The 19751-nt window shown below is 60.7% G+C and carries 16 protein-coding genes and 1 pseudogene; 16 read left to right on the forward strand and 1 reads right to left on the reverse strand.

Annotated elements, in window-relative coordinates:
* Positions 1-8 precede the first annotated feature (8 nt).
* From R4P70_RS00780 to R4P70_RS00855, 16 genes and pseudogenes are all read left to right on the forward strand, one after another.
* On the forward strand, positions 9-1199 hold the full coding sequence (locus tag R4P70_RS00780) for a lipid-transfer protein (RefSeq protein ID WP_317830211.1): 1191 nt from the start codon (positions 9-11) through the stop codon (positions 1197-1199).
* Between the two features lie 68 nt (positions 1200-1267).
* Positions 1268-2170, forward strand: a complete 903-nt coding sequence (locus R4P70_RS00785) for an SDR family NAD(P)-dependent oxidoreductase (RefSeq protein WP_317830212.1) — start codon at positions 1268-1270, stop codon at positions 2168-2170.
* The gene (locus tag R4P70_RS00790; RefSeq protein ID WP_317830213.1) at positions 2167-2589 is read left to right on the forward strand and encodes a MaoC family dehydratase N-terminal domain-containing protein; all 423 of its coding nucleotides are present in this window, start codon (positions 2167-2169) and stop codon (positions 2587-2589) included. Before R4P70_RS00785 ends, R4P70_RS00790 begins: the two co-directional genes overlap by 4 nt.
* Entirely contained in the window at positions 2586-3002 is a 417-nt protein-coding gene (locus tag R4P70_RS00795; protein WP_317830214.1) for a MaoC/PaaZ C-terminal domain-containing protein, read from the forward strand. Before R4P70_RS00790 ends, R4P70_RS00795 begins: the two co-directional genes overlap by 4 nt.
* A 76-nt stretch (positions 3003-3078) precedes the next feature.
* A complete protein-coding gene (locus tag R4P70_RS00800; protein ID WP_317830215.1) occupies positions 3079-4590 on the forward strand; it encodes an AMP-binding protein in 1512 nt (503 codons plus the stop codon).
* A gap of 37 nt (positions 4591-4627) precedes the next feature.
* Positions 4628-5782 (forward strand): acyl-CoA dehydrogenase family protein, encoded by a 1155-nt coding sequence (locus R4P70_RS00805; protein ID WP_317830216.1) that lies wholly within the window; start codon positions 4628-4630, stop codon positions 5780-5782.
* An 8-nt stretch (positions 5783-5790) separates the two neighbouring features.
* Positions 5791-6702: an acyl-CoA thioesterase gene (locus R4P70_RS00810; protein WP_317830217.1), complete on the forward strand. Its 912-nt coding sequence runs from the start codon at positions 5791-5793 to the stop codon at positions 6700-6702.
* A 35-nt stretch (positions 6703-6737) separates the two neighbouring features.
* Positions 6738-8393 (forward strand): class I adenylate-forming enzyme family protein, encoded by a 1656-nt coding sequence (locus tag R4P70_RS00815; RefSeq protein ID WP_317830218.1) that lies wholly within the window; start codon positions 6738-6740, stop codon positions 8391-8393.
* Between the two features lie 274 nt (positions 8394-8667).
* Positions 8668-9804 (forward strand): TetR/AcrR family transcriptional regulator, encoded by a 1137-nt coding sequence (locus R4P70_RS00820; RefSeq protein WP_317830219.1) that lies wholly within the window; start codon positions 8668-8670, stop codon positions 9802-9804.
* A gap of 383 nt (positions 9805-10187) precedes the next feature.
* Positions 10188-11981, forward strand: coding sequence for a long-chain fatty acid--CoA ligase (locus R4P70_RS00825; RefSeq protein WP_317830220.1), 1794 nt, complete (start codon positions 10188-10190; stop codon positions 11979-11981).
* Positions 11982-12016: 35 nt separating this feature from the next.
* Positions 12017-12673, forward strand: a complete 657-nt coding sequence (locus tag R4P70_RS00830) for a TetR/AcrR family transcriptional regulator (RefSeq protein WP_317830221.1) — start codon at positions 12017-12019, stop codon at positions 12671-12673.
* A 322-nt stretch (positions 12674-12995) separates the two neighbouring features.
* Positions 12996-14219 carry a lipase family protein gene (locus tag R4P70_RS00835; RefSeq protein ID WP_317830222.1) on the forward strand — a complete coding sequence of 408 codons (1224 nt, stop codon included), beginning with the start codon at positions 12996-12998 and terminating at the stop codon, positions 14217-14219.
* A gap of 69 nt (positions 14220-14288) precedes the next feature.
* Positions 14289-14981, forward strand: coding sequence for an alpha/beta hydrolase (locus tag R4P70_RS00840; protein ID WP_317830223.1), 693 nt, complete (start codon positions 14289-14291; stop codon positions 14979-14981).
* A gap of 88 nt (positions 14982-15069) precedes the next feature.
* The gene (locus tag R4P70_RS00845) at positions 15070-15528 is read left to right on the forward strand and encodes a transcriptional regulator (RefSeq protein ID WP_317830224.1); all 459 of its coding nucleotides are present in this window, start codon (positions 15070-15072) and stop codon (positions 15526-15528) included.
* Between the two features lie 128 nt (positions 15529-15656).
* A pseudogene (locus tag R4P70_RS00850) lies at positions 15657-15977 on the forward strand (phosphotransferase); the annotation flags it as partial.
* A gap of 1199 nt (positions 15978-17176) precedes the next feature.
* Positions 17177-18508, forward strand: coding sequence for a DUF1254 domain-containing protein (locus R4P70_RS00855; protein WP_317830225.1), 1332 nt, complete (start codon positions 17177-17179; stop codon positions 18506-18508).
* A gap of 6 nt (positions 18509-18514) precedes the next feature.
* Here R4P70_RS00855 and R4P70_RS00860 read toward each other — a convergent pair whose 3' ends face one another.
* Positions 18515-19723, reverse strand: coding sequence for a helix-turn-helix domain-containing protein (locus R4P70_RS00860; protein ID WP_317830226.1), 1209 nt, complete (start codon positions 19721-19723; stop codon positions 18515-18517).
* Positions 19724-19751 lie beyond the last annotated feature (28 nt).

Below are 19751 nucleotides of genomic sequence, written 5' to 3' on the forward strand. Positions count from 1 at the left end.
GAGCACCGATGAGTCGCAAAGTACTAGTCGCCGGGGTCGGAATGATCCCGTTCACGAAGCCAGGGCGCAGCGAGCACTACTACGAGATGGGCGCGAAGGCCATTGTCAACGCGCTCGCGGACGCAGGAATCGGATTCGAGAAGATCGGGCAGGCTTACGCCGGCTACGTGTACGGGGATTCGACGAGTGGCCAACGCGCCATCTACGGCGCGGGTATGACCGGAATTCCGGTTGTCAACGTCAACAACAACTGTGCGAGTGGCTCGTCCGCGCTGTGGTTGGCCAGGCAGGCCGTCGAGTCCGGCGTCGTCGAATGCGCACTCGCCGTTGGCTTCGAGCAGATGCAGCCCGGGGCTTTGGTCAACCATTGGGGCGACCGCCCGGCTCCGATGGAGCGGCACGCCGAAGTCCTCGACCGCACCTACGGCATCGACCCCGCCAACCCGTCCATGGCGATGCAGTACTTCGGTGCCGCCGCGCAGGAGTACTCCAAGCGGTACGGGGTTTCGCCGGATTTGTTCGCGAAGATCTCGGTCAAATCCCGCAAGCATGCTGCCAACAACCCGTACGCGGTTTTCCGCGAGCCGGTCACCGAGCAGGAAGTGCTCGAATCAAAGGCACTGTACGGCGGGCTGACTCGTTTGCAGGCCTGCCCGCCCACCTGCGGAGCCGGCGCCGCCATCATCTGCAGCGAAGATTTCGCGCGTGCCCACGGCCTCACACCGGGTGTGGCGATCGCGGCTCAAGAGCTGGTCACCGACTTTCCCAGCGTCTTCACCGACGACGACGTATTCAAAGTCGTCGGCGCGGACATCACTCGAGTTGCTTCGCAACGGATTTACGAAAAGGCCGGAGTGGATCCGCGCGACATCCAGGTCGTGGAACTGCACGATTGCTTCTCGGTCAACGAAGTGCTCTCGTACGAGGCCCTCGGATTGGTAGAAGAAGGGTGCTCCGAGAAGTTCATCCTCGACGGCGACAACACCTACGGTGGCCGCGTTGTGGTCAATCCCAGCGGTGGCCTGCTGTCCAAGGGACATCCGCTCGGCGCCACCGGCTTGGCTCAGTGCGCCGAACTGGTGTGGCAGTTGCGCGGCACCGCCGACGCACGACAGGTCGACGGAGCAAAGCTCGCATTGCAGCACAACCTCGGTCTCGGCGGCGCCGGTGTCATCACGCTCTACGAAAAGGTTGCGTAGCAACCACTTCCACGAACACTTCAACACTGCAGCGCTGTAGCTCGGCGCGAAGAACGAAAGGAAACATCATGGGACAACTCGACGGACGCGTTGCCATCGTCACTGGGGCCGGCGCAGGTCTCGGCCGCGAACACGCACTACTCATGGCAGCCGAAGGCGCCAGCATCGTGGTCAACGACCTGCGCGGAGCGCAACAGGTGGCAGACGAAATCGTCGCTGCCGGCGGCTCGGCCATTGCGGTGGAGGGTTCGATCGCGGAGATGGCCGTCGGCGAGAAGCTCACCGAGGCAGCAGTATCCACCTTCGGCAACTTGCACTCGGTGGTCAACAACGCCGGCATCATCCGCGACGCGATGCTGTGGAACATGACCGAGGAAGAGTTCGACTCGGTCATCGCTGTGCACCTCAAGGGAACCTTCTCGGCTACGCGTGCCGCCGTACGGTACTGGCGCGACCAGTCGAAGGCAGGCGTGCAAGAGGCACGCAACCTGGTCAACACCAGTTCCGGATCCGGTCTGCACGGTAACTACGGACAGTGGAATTACTCCGCCGCCAAGGCCGGTCTGGCCATCCAGGCAGTCAATGCCGCTCGCGAATTCGAGCGATTCGGCGTCAAGGCCAATGCCATCGCTCCCGTCGCGCGCACCGAACCTGTCAAGGCCACGCCCGGCATCAAGGATTTGGTCGGTGAGCCCGTCGACGAGTCTGTCTTCGACCGCTACAACCCCGCCAACTGCTCGTCGCTGGTGGCATATCTGTCGAGCGCCGAATGCGCTTTCAACGGACAGGTTTTTGCCGTCTACGGCGGCTATGTGGGTCTCTACGGCGGCTACTCGATCGCCGACGAAATTCGTGAGGACCGACCGCTCGACATCGGTGAACTGACCAAGCTTCTCGGCGACGACACCTTCCTCAAGTCGGTCGAGACCCGGCGCGCCGGCATCCCGAAGATCGAAGGAGAAACCAAGTGAGTTACACGTTCCCGCTCGACTACAGCAAGGTCCAGGAATTCGTCCGGGCCGTGAAGGCAAACCCCGAACAGCATGCCGGTGAGAATGCGGTGATCCCGCCGACCATGCTCACCAGCGGCCGAATGATCTGGGAGCCCGCAGATCAATCCGGTTTCGCCAAGCTCGGATTTGACCGTCGTCGCATCCTCCACGGCGAGGAGGAGTACATCTTCCACGGCCCACTTCCACGAGCCGGCCAGAAGCTGACCGCCGAAACCACTGTCGGTGACCGCTTCGAAAAGCCCGGAAAACGCGGGGGCGTGATGACCTTCGCGAAGATGATCACCGAGTTCCGTGACGAGTCCGGAGAACTGATCGCGACGCAGAACAGCACGATCATCGAGACCGCCACAACGGGCGGCAAGGAGGAGGGGAAATGACCACCACGACCGAAACCGTCGTAGCCGGACAGCAGGCCGAGAGCAAGACCTTCCCTCCGCTGACACGCACCGACTTCGTCAAGTACCAGGGGGCCTCGGGTGATTTCCATCCCTTGCACCACGACGACACGTTCGCCCGTGAGACCGGCTTCCCGTCCGTGTTCTCCGTCGGCATGCTTCAGGCAGGCATGCTGGCCAGCTACGTCACCGACTGGCTGGGTGTCGAGAACCTGCGTCGGTTCAAGATTCGATTCGCCGACAAGGTCTGGCCCGGTGACGAACTCACCTGCTCGGCTGTCATCGTCGACACCTACGAGGCCGACGACGGCCGACGTGCTCGTGTCGAACTTGTCTGCGCTCGCCAGAACGGCGTCAACGCCCTCGTGGGAGACGCGGAATTCCTGATCGATTAACTCGTCGGGGTGTCGATTCGTCGACGCCCCGACCATCCGCCGTCTGCACCACCCGACTCGAGGAGCACGCGAGCCCATGCATCTGACCCACCTTCTGCACAGGGCGGTTCAACAACAGCCGCACCGACCCTTGACCGTCTGCGAGCATCGCGAGCGTACCGCTCCACAGATCGTTAACCGAGTGTCCAGACTCGCCGGAGCCCTGCGAGAGCGTGGCGTCGGTCCGGGTGACCGGGTCAGCATCCTGGCGTTCAACTCCGACCGCTACTTCGAGTCGTTGATGGCGACGTGGTGGATCGGCGCTGCCGTCAATCTCGTCAACCGCCACGGTTCCGTCCGTGAGGTCACCGACGCGGTCACCGGAGTCGGTAGCGTGTTTGTCCTCGTCGACGAGGAATGCCGGCTGCTGGTGACCGGACTCGACGCCACGGTCACACTCGTCTACTTGGGCGACGAGCCGTCTCCCGCCGGAATGGTGGGTTTCGAGGACCTGATCGTCGAAGGCCCCGAGGTTGGCGATGTGCGTGCCGGCGGCGACACTTTGGCCGCGTTGATCTACACCGGCGGAACCACCGGTACTCCCAAAGCCGTCATGCACTCTCATCGCAGTCTCTCGACCGCATTGCTGGGCGCTACTGGCTTCGCGCGGTCCTGCGAGATCGGTGGGATCACTCTGGTGATGGCTCCTTTGTTCCACATTGCCGCCCTGCTCGGCATGATGGCCCAGACCGTGGTCGGCGGCACAGTGGTGTTCGCCAACCGCTTCGACGCCGGCGACGTGCTCGACCTGATCTCGGGCCGAGGGGTGACCACCATGACCTCGATCCCGAGCATGTTGCAGATGCTCTACAACCATCCAGCCTTCCCGGACACGGACGTCACCAGCGTCAGATCGATTGTCTACGGAGCCGCCCCGATGCCCGCGGCCATCCTGGAACGCGCGATGTCGAGCTTCCCCAACGCGAACTTCGTTCAGGGATACGGCATGACGGAGACCGCGGTCATCGTCTCCCTGCTCGGCTCGGACCACCGGGCCGGTGGTCCTCGCCTGCGCTCGGCGGGCCGTGCAAGCCTGCACGCCGAAATCATTATCGTCGACCGAGAAGGCAACGAGGTCCCACGGGGGACCGTCGGGGAGATCGCTACCCGCGGCGAGCACATCATGCTCGGATACTGGAACCGCCCGGAAGAGACCGCCGAAGCGCTACGCGGGGGCTGGCTGCACACCGGAGACCTCGCGTACATGGACGACGAGGGGTACATCTTCATCGTCGATCGCGCCAAGGACATGATCATCACCGGCGGCGAGAACGTCTATTCGGCCGAGGTGGAGGACGCCGTCACCAACCACCCCGCAGTGTTGCGCTGCGCCGTCGTCGGTCTGCCCGACGCTCAGTGGGGCGAGCGCGTACATGCAGTGGTGGTCCTCAACCCACAACTGCATGCCACCGCCGAAGAAATTCGCGATCACGTCAAAACCCAAATCGCAGGGTACAAAGCACCGCGCACAGTTGCCTTCGTCGAAGCACTGACGACCACGGCCACCGGTAAGACCGACAAACGGTCACTGCGCGGCCTCTACACCTAGCCAACCCCGCGTCGTCCGCGGAACAAGGAGACTTCCCATGAAGCGCACAATCTTCGACGATCAGCACGATGCCTTTCGCGAGGTGTTCCGGGCCTTTCTACACAAGGAGGTCGTCCCGGAGTTCGCGAAGTGGGAGGAACAGGGCTACGCACCACGCGAGTTCTACCGCAAGCTCGGCGAATTGGGAGTCATGGGCTTCGACATCCCGGAGGAGTACGGCGGCGTGGGGCCGACGAGCTATCGCTACCTGATGATCATCGGAGAGGAAGCTGCGCTGGCCGGTGTCTCATTGGGCAACTACCACGCGAGCGCCGGAATCGTTCTGCCCTACTTGCTCACTCTCGCGAACGAGGATCAGAAGAAGCGCTGGTTGCCCGCCTGTGCGAGTGGGCAGGCCGTGCTTGCCGTGGCGATGACCGAGCCGGGTACGGGTTCGGATCTGGCCGCCATCCGCACCACCGCGAAGCTCTCCGACGACGGAGAAAGCTACATCCTCAACGGAGCAAAGACCTTCATCACCAACGCTTCTCAGGCAACACACATGGTTGTGGTCGCCCGTACCGGCGACCCAGGTGAGAATCGCCGGGGCGGGCTCTCGCTGTTTGTCGTCGACACGAAATCCGCAGGCTTCGACGTTGGTCGCCGGTTGGACAAGATCGGTTTGAAATTCAGCGATACCTGCGAGGTCTCCTTCACCAACGTCCGAGTGCCGGTCGCCGATGTACTCGGCGAGGAAGGAGCGGCCTTCGGCTACCTCGGAAAGAACCTGCCCCGTGAACGCCTCGCCATGGCGGCCGGAGGGTGCGCCACCGCGGCCGCTGCCATCGCCCACGCGGTTTCCTACACCAGCGACCGACACGTCTTCGGGAAACCGGTCGCGGACTTCCAGAACACCAAATTCGTTCTTGCCGACTGCGCTACGGATCTCGCAGCAGGTCAGACACTTGTCGATCACGCCGTCGCACTAGAGGACGACGGCGAGTTGAGTGCTGTCGATGCTGCAATCTGCAAGCTCTTCTGCACCGAGATGGCAGGGCGCGTGATCGACAAGTGTCTACAACTGCACGGCGGCTATGGGTACATCCTCGAATATCCGATCGCGCGGTTGTACGCCGACACCAGGGTGTCACGAATCTACGGAGGCACCAGCGAAGTCATGAAGACGATCATCGCGAAATCCATGAGCCGGTAGGAGACCCTATGGACGACCTGTTGCAGCTCACTCACGCCGGCAAGGCATTGGACGGGGCACCTGAATTTCGCGGAACCTGCTGTGCCGGTGGCCCAGATCGCGCCTACGGCGGTCACGTTGTCGCGCAGGCACTGCTCGCCGCCCAGCGCACCGTCGACCCTGCACGGTTCGTGAACTCGCTTCACGCGTATTTCCTGTCCATGGGTCGGCCAGGCACCGAGGTGCAGTATCAAGTGCGGATCCTCCGAGACGGTGGCACCTATGCACTACGGCAGGTGACCGCCTTCCAGGGCGGCAATGCGTTGCTCTCACTGACCGCATCCTTCAAGAAGGTTGAATCCGGTCCCGATCACCAAATCGCGATGCCCCACGTTCCCATGCCGGAATCGGTTCCAGCACAAGGTGAACTCGTGGATCGATTTTGGTCGGGTATCACGTCTTCGGTCATTCGCCAATCAGTGGAGGTGCGCCCGATAAGCAGCAATTCGGCCGACGAGAACGCGGCCGACCACGGCGGCGGCAGGGATCGCTGCATGTGGATTCGAATCACAGGAGGCGTGTCGAGCGATCATGGGATGCACTCCGCAGCACTTGCATTCTGCTCGGACCTCGCGCTGGCTCGAACCGTTGCCCTCGGTCATCTCGACCGCCAGGTCGGAGGAAAGCCGCACCAGAAGCTTTTTCTCACTTCACTCGACCACGCTGTGTGGTTTCACCGACCGTGCCGAACCGACGACTGGTTGCTGTTCGTTCAACGCAGCCCCACCTCGGGAGGCGGACGTGGTCTGGCCAATGGTGAATTCTGGACTCGCACCGGAGTTTTGGTTGCTACGGTCGCTCAAGAAGTTCTTGTCCGCGAGAAGCAGGCACTAACTGCCGACGCGCGGCCGATTCCCGCCGCGACCATGCAGGCTCGCTAACGACGTCAGGAGTAAATGTGCACGGAATGCCTTTCATGCCCGTATCTCTCGATTATCCGGACGTTGCGTTCGACGCAATTCTCGCCGGCTCGGCCCGTGCCTACGGAAGCCGTGTTGCTCTACGTGACGGTGACGATGCTCTTACTTTCACCGAACTCTACGACCACGCCCTCCGCATAGCGCAGGGATTGTCGGACAGGGGCGTTCAACCTGGTGACCGCGTCGTTCTCCTGATGCCCAATTCCTTGTGGTACCCGGTCGTCTACTTCGGAATTCTGTGTTCGGGCGCGGTGGCATGCCCGATCAACCACACTCAGCCGACGGACACACTGCGAGAATTGTTGGCTGAGTTTTCTCCTCGCGCCGCGGTGGTTCACCCGACCAGTGTGGCGGCATTCCGTGCGGCACAGAACTCGGACCTCGAACTCACCGTCATCGTCCCGCCGACCGCGGCCGCCCCGGAGAACTGCCCGTCGCAAGTCGGCGCAACCGGGGACGTCGATCTCACTCAGCTTCTCGAGTCGCCGGCCCTCACCCGAAGATTAACGAGTTCGCAAGGCGTCGCGCATCTTCAACTCACTGGCGGCACCACCGGCCGCTCGAAGGGCGTTCAGGTTCTTCATCGCAATCTGGTGGCCAGTACGATTCAAACAACCGCGTGGCGTAGCTCGTCTCTTCCGGAACGAGACGAAGGCGGTGGCATTCGTATGGTTCCGGTACCCGCTGCTGTACACGAGAATTCGGAACGAATGGGCGAAGGGGTCGTTGCCGTCGTCGCACCGTACTTTCACGGGTTGGCTCTCGTCGGACAGTGCAATCACGTACTTGCCGGTACTACTACTCTCGTGCTGGGCAGGTTCGATCCAGTCGAGTACCTCGCGACCATCGAGCGCTACAAGGTCGACAGATTGATCGGAGCCCCGGCGTTCTACCATCTGCTCCTCGAGGCCTCGACCAAGTCAGCTCACGATTTGGGTTCGGTGCGTTCGGTATTCTCAGGTGCTGCACCCATCGACACGACCACGTTGCGTCGTATGGGCGAGATCTTCGCGAACGCAAAGGTCATCGAAGGTTACGGGCTCAGTGAGGCTACAACCATTCTCACCAATCAGCTGAACAACCCAGATGCGCGATCACCGATCGGCAGCGTAGGGCTACCGGTCTTCGATACACGAATTTCACTGCGAGACATGGCAACCGAAGAAGAAGTCGCGACCGGCGAAGTGGGCGAGATCTGGGCGAGCGGACCGCAAGTCACTGCCGGGTACTTCGCCGCACCCGAACTGACAGCGCTCCAATTTCGTGACGGTTGGCTCAGAACCGGAGACTTGGGCAGATTCGACAGCGAAGGAAATCTGTTTGTCGTCGGCCGGAGCAAAGACATGATCATCTACAAGGGGTACAACGTATATCCGGTTCAGCTCGAGGAGATACTGTGCTCCCACCCCGGGGTTGCCCAGAGTGCAGTAATCGGAAGGTCGAATCCCGAGGTCGGGGAAATTCCGATGGCTTTTATCGTCAGATCAACTGATACAAAACAGGTTTCGGCCTCTGAACTGGTGGAGTATGTGAGTGAGAAGGTGGCCCCCTATCAGCGCATCCATACAGTCGAGTTCATCGAAGCGTTGCCCCTGACTGCGACGGGAAAGGTGCAGAAATCGCAACTGAAAGCTATGCAGTTCGATTCATGATTCTGACGGATGAGCAAGTGCTCTCACGACGTCCGAAAATGATCGATTTAGCATTGTTCCGCAACGAAAGTCGGCGGTTGAGCGCGTGCATGACAGTGCCGGCATGCAGTCCGAATTATCGGTTCAGTGAGCTTTTAGTGCGCACGCGCCGCCGTCTGCGAAGAGTTCACATCGAATCAGTGCTTCGGATCGAGGCGAGTGGGTGAAGCGAAAAGCCCAGCCATACCGCCTTTGGTAACTGTCTTGCTGCTACCTAATTGATCAGAAGGTTCCAATGTTCGCGAGCGATTCCGCCCCTCGCAGTAGGCCCAAAAATCGCAAACACCAGATCGTGTGTGCGGCGCGAGGTCGTATCGTTGCGGCTGGATATCGAAATGTCTCCATGACGCAGGTCGCCGGCGATGTAGGAATTACGGCGGGTGCCCTGTACCGTCACTTTCCCAGCAAATCGATGCTGCTGGTTGCAGTCATAGAGTCGAGTTTCGATTCTGTCGACCCGATGTTCGAGGGCTCTGACTCGCTCACAACAGCCTTGACCAAAGTATGCTCTTACGTCGCGCATCGACGCGATGTGGGAGTGTTGTGGTGGCGAGAGTTGCATCACGCTCCAGCTGAATTACACGGGGAGCTTCGCACACGTCTGCGTCGAATGGCCTCGGGTTTGGCCGAAGCGCTATTGAAGGAACGAAGCGATCTTCTGGCCTCAGAAGCGGAACAACTAGCGTGGGGCATACATGCTGTGTTGGTGAGCGCTAGTTGGCATTCCACCAGTATCGGTGCGACTGAACTCGCCGCACTCCTTCACAGCGCCTCTCAAGCGCTCGCTGCTGCGGAAATTCCCTCCGCGCGAAGTCTGCGCCGAGAATCGAGATTCGAACTGACCTCGAAACGCGAAAAAGTCTTGGCGCAAGCCATCGGGATCTTCGGCAGCGATGGTTTCGACATAGCAATGTCCGGCGCGGCATCGAAAGTGACTGGGGCGAATTTATTCAGCTATTTTCCAACCAAGGACGATTTGGCTCGTGCGGTCACGGAGCGGGTGATGCACACGCTATGGACGCTTCTCCATTCAGCCCTGGACAACGCTCACAGCCCCGCCCAGGCAGTGTGCACCTTGGTGGATGGCTATGTGTGCCTTGCGCTAGACAGAAAAATTCTCACTACACTACTTCTGGACGGCCCGCCCTCGATGAGTGCACGGGATCAACAGCAACAAACGGAGTTTTTCGCCGAATGGAGCGCCCTACTTACTGCTGCAAACCCTGAGATGACCGTCCGTTGTGCCCAACGGGCGTTGCAAACGACATTGGGATTTGTTCACACTGCCGTTCTTGTCGACCGTGTGGGTTTGTGCACTATTTCTCGGGAGGTGCTGGTCGCATTGACCCTGGCCGTACTCGCCAATGCTTGATCTGCCGGTTCAATTGGGGGCCGCTGCCTGTGGTGCTCGTGATTTACGGTTGGCGCGCCCAGTCTGCAGCTGCGCGATATGTCTGTGGATTCAGCGGCGGGCGATATCCATCTCAGACGGCGTGGTCTCGGTTCCCCTGTTCTGTAACTACACGTGATTGGTTGGATCCCAAAATCTTGTCCGCGGTAGCGCTGCCCGGCCGCAGCGGTGGAAGGACCTGAATCAGCGCTAGCACGATGATTGGGATGGCCGAAGATGTGTCACTCGTCGGGGGCGATCGTGATCGGGATGGCGCTCGACAAAGTGAGATACTCACGTCTAACATTGTTCGAACTCGGCGGGGAGACTGCCATCGAGCTGCTCCTCGAAGGGGATCGACAGACATGCGCGCTTTCAATTCATCAGTCACATTGACTGTGCCCAGTCGGATATCATTGGCTGATAGCGTATTTCGCTATGCCGACGAGTCGCCGGGCTTCGTCGCTTTCAGGAAACGCGGCGAGGACGGGCAGTGGGCCGATGTCACTGCGGAAGAATTCGCGGAGCAGGTCGCAGCTGTTGCTGGCGGGTTGATTGCCTCGGGTATCTCCCCGGGGGATCGCGTGGCGATCATGGCGTCGACGCGTTACGAGTGGGTGCTTCTCGACTACGCGATCTGGACCGTAGGCGCATGCACTGTCACCGTCTACGAGACCTCGTCCGCCGAGCAGGTGTCGTGGATCCTCAACGATTCCGGGGCCGTCCTTCTCGTCGTCGAGACCCCCGCTCACCGCGAACTCGTGCACACGATCGAAAACTCCTTGGGCAAGCTCGGCGAAACGCTACAGATCGATGCGGGCGCTATCGATGAACTAATGCGGCGAGGGAAGCTGACAGACCGAAAAGAAGTCGTCGCCAGACGCCGAACGGTGAGCGCTTCGACGCCCGCCACCCTGGTGTACACATCCGGGACAACCGGGCGCCCCAAAGGGGTTGTCTTGACGCACGGCAATCTGTTCGCCGAATCCATGGCTGCACGAAATGCACTGTCCGCGGCCCTGCGAGACGGAAGGCGCACACTCATGTTTCTCCCGCTGGCACACATCTTCGCGCGAGTGGTCTCGCTCAGTGCCTTCGATGCAAAAGTCACCGTCGGACACACTTCAGACTGGGCCACCTTGGTTGACCAATTCGCCGAATTCAAACCGCATTTCGTCCTGTCCGTGCCGCGCGTCTTCGAGAAGATCTACAACGGTGCCAGGCAGAATGCGCAGGACGCAGGGCGAGGGAACATCTTCGACGCAGCGGCAGATGTGGCTATCGAATGGAGCCGCTGCCGTCAGTCGTCTGCGCGCGTGGGGCCAGGGCTGGCGCTCAAACACCGGATCTTCTCCTGGGTCGTCTACCGGAGAATCAAGACAGTGCTCGGTGGTCAGTGCACCCACGTCGTCTCAGGCGGCGCACCACTAGGGGCACGCCTCGGGCATTACTTCAACGGCATCGGCGTCCCCGTACTCGAGGGCTACGGATTGACGGAAACCAGCGCCGCGATCACCTTGAACACGCCGAGCCATCACAAGATCGGTTCAGTGGGAAGACCTTTCGACGGTCATTCGGCAAAAGTTGCCGAGGACGGAGAACTCCTCGTCAAAGGTCCCGTCGTCTTCGACCAGTACTGGCGCAACGACGACGCCACTGCGGAGGCCTTTGACGACGGATGGTTCCGGACCGGAGACTTCGGGACCATCGACGAGCAGGGCTACGTCTTCATCACCGGCCGCAAGAAGGAAATACTGGTCACTGCTGCGGGAAAGAATGTCTCACCGGCGCCACTCGAGGACGCCCTCCGTGCCCACCCCCTGATCAATCAGGCAATGGTGCTCGGCGACGCACGGCCATTCATCAGTGCGCTGATCACGCTCGATTCCACGGCACTTCGGGCGTGGCGGGAGCGGAGAGGCCTGGGCTCGCAAGTATCCGTCTCCGACCTCGAACTCGTTCACGGTTTGCACGCCGAAATCGACAGCGCCGTATCGGAAACCAACAAATTGGTCTCGAAGGCGGAGCAGATCAAACAGTTCCGCATCCTCGACACCGAATGGTCTCAGAGTGCCGGTGAACTGACGCCGAAGTTATCGCTCAAACGTGACGTCATCCTCGCAAATTACGCGTTCGACGTAGAGGCGATCTACGCCTGAGGTCTCTGCGGCGCCCGCCGAGCCAGGGGACTACCATGAACGACGTGCAGGAGGTCAGTGGCGAGACTCGAAACTACGGCGGTCGACCCGTGTCGGCCCGACGTGCCGAAAGGCGACTGCAGTTTATTTGGGCTGCGCTGGCAGTCTTCTCGGACAAGGGCTACGCGTCGAGTTCTGTCGCGGACATCTGCACGGCCGCGAGCCTTGCACGACGACAGTTCTACGACGAGTTCGACAGCCGCGAAGATCTGTTGATCGCACTGTACGACCAGATTCAAAGCGACGCGCGGGACGCAATGCTGACTGCGATCGCCTCCGAAAACCCTGTGACGCTTGCCGATCTCGCAGAGACGGCGATGACAGCGTTCGTCGAGTCGATCGGCCACGATCCTCGGCGCGCCCAGATCTCGTACGTAGACATCGTCGGGGTCAGCCCGCGAGTGGAAGCACATCGAGTTGAACGGCGCACAGAATGGGCCGCGTTCTTCAAAACGACAGTTCAGAGTGCCGTGGGTGAGGATTTTGTTCCCCCCGGCGGATACGAAATGGCGTCGACGGCATTCATCGGCGCACTCATGGCTCTCGTGCATCAGTGGAGCACGGCACCCGCCCGTCCGCCCGTCGACGGCCTTGTCAAAGTCATGTCCACTATTCTGAGCGCTCTGATCGGTACGGACGTCTCGGTCAGTTAATTCGCGGTGGGCCTTCCGGTGCAGTGCCGGATCGAATTCGTATTCCGCGCCTCTTTCCCTTCCTCGGACCCCCTCTGTGTTCGGGCGCTTCTCCGCAGGCCGAGCATCTTCCTCGGCACTAGCTCGCCATGCAGGCACCCCTACGGACGCCAACTGTGGCGAATGCCGAGACGCGACCACCATTGCGAGTCCCGTCACAAATGCGCTACTTTGAAGGAAAGTTAGACAACAATGTCTTACACGGATGATCTGAGAAGAAATGCGCAAAGCTGCACTACTCCGTCTCGCGGCAGCGGGCATACTCGCTGCAGGAGCTGTTTCCATGACTCCTGCTCTCGCACAAGCGGAATCGCAGGACTTTTATCAACCACCCACGACGCTGCCGGAAGGGGAGGGCACGATGATCAAATCCGAGCCCGCCTCTCTGCTCGGCCAGATACCGGGCATCCCTGGCACATGGCCAGGCAATGCCGAGAAGATCATGTACACCTCCACGCTCGTGGACGGAACTCCCGTGGCCACCACGGGTGCAGCCATCACGCCGGCGTTTCCCTGGCGCGGTCCCGGTGAACGACCTACCGTCGTTGTTGCTCCGGGTACGTTCGGCCAGGGCGATCAGTGCGCCAGTTCGAAGAACCTTACGTGGGGCTTCAATGTTCAGGTCAGTCCTCAGTTGAGTTTGCCAGTGAACTACTCTCTCGCGGATGCGGATCTGCTGCTCACTGCAGGATTTCGCGTGGTCATGCCCGACTACATCGGGCTCGGCACCCCTGGGATTCACACCTACGTCAACAGAGTCGAGCAGGGCAACGCCGTCGTCGACGCCGCACGCGCCTCCAATCAACTGTGGAATCTGCCCGACTCCACACCGATCGCGTTCTGGGGCTACTCCCAAGGCGGCGGCGCCAGCGCATCCGCGGCGGAAATCGTCGGTGAACGCGCGCCGGAGCTGAACATGCTCGGAACGTACGCTGGAGCTCCTGATCCCGACCTACGCGAAGTCCTCCGCAAGGCAGATGGGTCACTGCTCACCGGAGCGGTCGGATACACCGTCAACAGCCTGTTGGCGCGGTATCCCGAACTGGGGCCGGTTCTTGACCGCCGTCTCAACGACAAGGGAAAGCAATGGCTGACGACCAGCGCGACACAATGCGTGCCGGACACCGGGCTGACATCGCTGGGCACCCGTACTACCGACTACACGGTCGACGGTAAATCCTTTTCACAGATCCTCTCGGAAGAGCCGGTACTCGCAGCCACTGTCGACGATCAGCAAATCGGACACACGGCCCCCTCTGCGCCGGTATACCTGCACACATCTACCAACGACGACATCGTTCCCGCGGATTCCGTTGCAGCGCTGAGGGATAGATGGTGCGCTTTGGGGGCGGCGGTTGAATACACACAAGACGACATGACACCCCCGCTGCTGCCGGGATCAACGCTCAGTCACGATTTCGGGACGGCAACCGGGATGCCTCTTGCGGCGAAATTCTTGTGGGACCGAATCAACAAGGTACCCGTCAACTCCGCGTGCGGTGTGTAACGGCCTGATCGACAATGGCGGTGGCACAGCTACTGCCAAGCATGAAGAACACCAACCGAAGGGAACGACATGAGTGACGTGACTGTTGTTTTGGTACACGGTTTTTGGGGTGGCGCGGCCCACTGGGGCAAAGTCATCGTAGATCTGCACGCCAGGGGATATTCGAATCTCCGCGCCGTCGAACTGCCTCTGACATCACTCGCTGACGATGCCGAACGCACACGCAAGATGGTCAAGCAAATTAATGGCCCAGTTCTGCTGGTCGGGCACTCCTACGGCGGCGCCGTCATCACCGAAATGGGGGACCTCCCCAACATCGTCGGACTGGTGTACATCGCAGCGTTCGCACCCGACGCCGGCGAAAGCCCTGGCGGTATCACCGAACAAAACCCGCCTGCCGCTGCCGCAAATCTGGCACCGGACTCCGACGGATACCTTTGGATCCTTCAGGAAAAGTACCGCGAAAGCTTCTGCCAGGATCTCGACGTCAGCGATTCACTGATCATGGCAGTAACCCAAAAAGCACCCTTGGCAAGTACTTTCGGTGACACGGTTACCACACCAGCGTGGAAGGTCAAGCCGAGCTGGTACCAGATCTCCAGTGAGGACCGGATGATCCATCCCGACAACGAACGAATGATGGCTGAGCGAATGAACCCCCGCAAACTTGTCGAACTGTCGGCTGGACACGCGTCCTTGGCGTCGCAGCCATCTGCAGTTACCGATTTGATCGTCGACGCGCTCGGCGAACTTCAAGTCTGACCCTTTCGATTGCTCATTTCCCCGAGCAGACGATTCGTCCGCTCGGGGGAATGTGTCAGAATCGCAACGCAGCACGGAGAAAAAGTAGATGCTGAACGAGGACGGATATGGCGTCTTCGGTACGAGATTGAACGCACTGTTCGACAGTCACCGACCCAGATTGACCAATGCTCAAGCCTGCGAAGCCCTTCGCAGGCAGGGCTACCCCATCTCGTTGCCCTATCTGTCACAGCTTCGCTCCGGCGTTCGCCGTGCCCCGTCAGCCCAGGTCATACACGCACTTGCAGTGCTTTTCGACGTCCCGCCCGACTACTTCTACGACCTCCGCTACGGTCTCGAATCAGACCAGGGGAAGCGGGACGATGCCCGGTATATCGAGCGGCTATCTCTTGAGGGGCCGCGCCGTCTACTGGGAATCACCAACGGACTCTCCCCGGCCTCTCAAGAGGTGCTGGTCAAGATGGCTGATCATTTGAGGAACGCCGAGGATGCGAATATCCGGCGACGCCGTCGTGGGCTGCCACTGCATCGACCGGAAGCTATTTGAACGTAAGGCAAGTCAAAGAACCGGTCGAGGGAGAATCGGCAGGCAGGCTCCCACTAGGTGCCGGTCTGACAGCGGTCTGACTGCGCACCGGTACCTAAGGCGTGTCTGACAAATGACGGGTCCAGGCGTGGTCGGGTGAGCAGCTCCTCACCGAGCTGTATCGAACGCGCCCCACCACCGAGGATGTCATCGTTTGCCATGGCGATCTGTGTCCGGGCAACGTGCTGCTCGACCCGTTGACGTGGCAGGTGACCGGGTTGATCGATGTGGGTCGATTGGGACGTGCGGACAGGCATCTCGACCTTGCTCTGACAGTGCGTCAGTTGAGGATTGAGGATGACCCTTGGTTCGGTCCCAGATATGTGCACCGGTTCAGAGAACGCTACGGCTCGGATAGGATCGACACCGAGAAGATCGCCTTCTACAGGCTGTTCGATGAGTTTTTCTGAAATGGTGCCCCATGGAAGGCAGGCCATCTACGGTGAACACGGTCGACCATCGCAGGCAATGTGGTCGAACCCGGGTTCTGCTACCAGAAGCAGTGGCGCAGGTTACCCGTCCTCAACGAGCTCGCCATCGGCTACCGAGCTGATACCGGCGTGAACATGTCATCGCCGGGCCCCGACATTTGTCAGGCACGCCCTAGATCTAGTTCGATAACTGTGCCACCCAGCTCAATTCTGATCGATGACTCTGTAATGCGCCACAGTGTCGCTAGGCCGTAGACAAGAGTTAAGCCCCCGCCGAGCCAAGTCACGTAACTGTCACGTCCCAGCATCGCCCCGGCGAAGGCGGTGATCACACCTGCGGCGGCCGGGAGAAGTGCGTTTCTCCGAAGCATGCGAGCACGCATATTCTCGAATTTCGGTGAATGCCCAAGCCGATATACAAAGTTCTCGAGACTTCTCGCCCACCTACCCGAGATGGCTACCATGAGGGCCGCGAGGACGATCAGAAGCGCTGCCAAAACGGTCACTGGATACCCTTCCCTCAATACGAGGATACCGTTCCTCGGCAATCGGAAATTCACAGTGACAGCGAAATACGGCGCGACCCGCAGACGATTAATGGAAATCCTCTGCCGCCAGCACTCTCACCACCCTTCGAATCGCCACATCGGTCAAGCGCACCTCGTGGATTGCGCACCAAGACAGCCTATTCGGAAGCCGAGATACGAGTCGGTTCGCTCTGCGAACACCGTCGGACCGAATGTAAAAACCGCGTACTCGCGATCGTCGAAAGTGAACTCAGCGGCTTCGTCCATTTCGTAATGCCGGCGCTTGCGAGTGATTCGCATTCGCCGCCTCTACGAACGTCGACCCGAGGTTGTACTCGCGACGTGGTCTCGACATAGCGACTCCAGCAATCCCATACTGTCGCGGATGCGGACGCCTCAAGGGACCGCAGCGGCAGAACATGTGGTCATCGTGTGATGAGGCACAGGGACCGGTGGTCTGGCTTGTGATTGAGCCTCTGTCCTTGGCATTTCCTAACTGGCAAGGTTAGGCAACGCAGTACGGAGCGCACGCGGCGGTTGGATCGAAGGCGAACTTTCATGACTGCTGCCACGTGTGTTCCAGGCATGTGCCGCCTCTATCGCATGACGCGGCGACGAATTCTGCGGATCCAACGACAAGGAATTACGTAAATGGTCCCCTCGAGCACTACCAAACCTCACTTCGATCGGTCGCGGGATCCGATAACTGCCGCTGCGGCGGTCGGCGCCGGCGTCTTCGAGTTGGGTATGCGCGCCTACCTCTGGGGGTATCCAGCGGTGATCACTGCCCGAACCAGGGATTATGCGACCGACCCGACGCGCGAAGACTCGTATCGACCGAACACGTTCTCGCACAGCAGCAAGCTCTTCGACCACCGTGAGCACATCATCGTCAAGCCCAACAACGACACCCTTTACTCCTGGGCTTGGTTGAACCTTGTGGATGGTCCGGTCACACTCACCGTTCCTCCAGTTTCCCGCTATCACAGCTTCCAGTTCATGGACGCCTACACGAACACTTGGGCCTACGTCGGAAGCCGGTCAACCGGCTCCGACGGCGGGACCTACGTGCTGATCGGCCCTGGGGGCGAAGCACCCGCCAGTGCCGATGTGCAGGTCTTCCGCGCCCCCACCGACCACGTGTGGCTGCTGGGGCGCACCTTGGTCGACGGCCCGGAAGACCTCGCTTCAGCTATCGAGATCAGTAATAGCTATACGCTCAGCGGTCCCGACTCCGTGACGTCCACCCGTCATGTGCCGGCGCTGTCGCCGCACACCATTCCCGAGTCTGGGCTTGGGTTCTTCGACGAACTGGCTGCGGTAGTGGCGTCCGATCCGCCTCCCGCCGAGGACAAGCCACTGTTGGACGAGCTCGCCGCGCTCGGTGTGGGACCGGGATGTGTACCGTCCGAGGAGATCACCGACCCGGTCGTCCGAACCGCGCTCCGCGCAGCGGTCGGTGCAGCGCACGGGTGGCTCGAGACATATGGCGGTGCAAAGAGGTCGGGGTGGACATATGGCACCCGCCTCGGCGCCTACGGCCGAAATCATCTGCTCCGCGCAGCGATCGCCCTGCGCGGTCTCGGCGCGCTCACCGCAGACGAGGCGATCTACCCGACGTCCAGGTTCGACGCCGACGGTAACCGACTGACGGGCGAGGAAACTTACCTCCTGCGGTTTCGCCCGAATGAGCTCCCGCCGCTGCGGAAAGATTTCGGATTCTGGTCGATCACGATGTATGACGAACGAAACTTCTTGGTGGACAACCCGATCGAGAGGTACTCGATCGGCGATCGCACGTCGGGCATCCGGTATGAAGAAGACGGTTCACTGGAGATCGTGATCTCGCACGTACGGCAGGGGAGCGCTGTGAACTGGCTTCCGGCGCCAAAGGGTCCTTTCGAAGTGACACTGCGCTGCTATTTGCCTACCGGCGCACTGCGCTCTGGTGAGTACGTGGTGCCACCGCTACGCAGGATTTGACCACCGTCAAGTAGCTGGTGTCTCCGACCAGCCCAGTGCCGGGTCCACCGCGATCGCGACGGTAATCAGATCGGCCGCGCGGTGGACGTCGAGGCCGGTGAGTGCGTTGATCCGCGCGAGCCGATTGTCCACGGTGTTCGGGTGCACGCCCAGCACGTCGGCGGTGATACGGCGGTCCATCGCATTGCCCAGATAGGTGCGGATAGTCTCGACCAGTTCTGCACGCACGAGCAATGGTGCGCACTTGGTGAGGAGAGTCGGCAGACCTGAGCTCGGGTGAGTCAGGTGCAACGACAGCGCGACCTCATTGATGCTTACCGCACCGGCCTGTCGCCCTATGCGTATCGCGGTGCGCAACACATCGCCGGCAACTGTTGCAGCCCTTGGAATGTCGGCTACCGTCTCTGCCGCTACGAACGCTAGAACGACGGGCCCGTCAGCGACCCTCTCGAGCTCTGCAGCCTTCTGGTCCCAGTCGAATCCTGTGGGATGCGCGATCAGTCGGGCTGTATCGGTACGTATGTCCATCAGACATACCGCAGGCATCTCCCGCGCGATGTATCCCCGTAGACGCCGCACTTTTCGCCGTGCCGCTAGTACGCGTGCCTCCGAGTCGAGGGCACTGGCCTCCGCGGCACACGCACCGATGTCGGCAATTGCCACGATAGGGCGGCTGGGTGCCTCCGCGGCTTCCGAAACAGTTGGTTGACCCGCGAACAAGCGGTCGATTACCTCCGAGTCCCGATCCGTGTTCGCTGCAGCAAGTGCCGTGGCGTACTGGATGTAAGCCGCTGCGCTGTCCCGTATCACCTCATCATGGACGCCGCGCAGTGAGCTGAGAACCCGCGTCAGATCTGGATCGGAATCTGGGATGCGTTGCCGCACGGCCTCGTCAAGCACCGCCGCCGCCACCTGCCAGCACCGCAGGTAGTCGCGAACAGGCAGCCCCTCGGCGGCCCGTTCACCGCTTCGTTCCAACACATCTGCCATCGTCGCCGGGAGATCCGCTTGCTCGCCACCAGCCAGACGCAAGGCCACGTCGATCATCACCCGAATGCTATGCGCACTGTCCCGGAACAGATGATCCGGAAGATCCACACCCGCGTACAGCGGTGAGCTTGCCACGTAGCGACTCATCGTCTCGTTACTCAGTTTCGGAGTGATTCGGCGCAGGCCTCGCAGAGTCTCGTACGTGCGGGCCGACAACGGCACCATTCCACTTTCCTTGTCTGAGTCGCTGCCA

Origin of the sequence: Rhodococcus sp. IEGM 1241, assembly GCF_033142365.1 — a bacterium.
In the GTDB taxonomy this organism is placed as follows: Bacteria; Actinomycetota; Actinomycetes; order Mycobacteriales; family Mycobacteriaceae; genus Rhodococcus_F; species Rhodococcus_F erythropolis.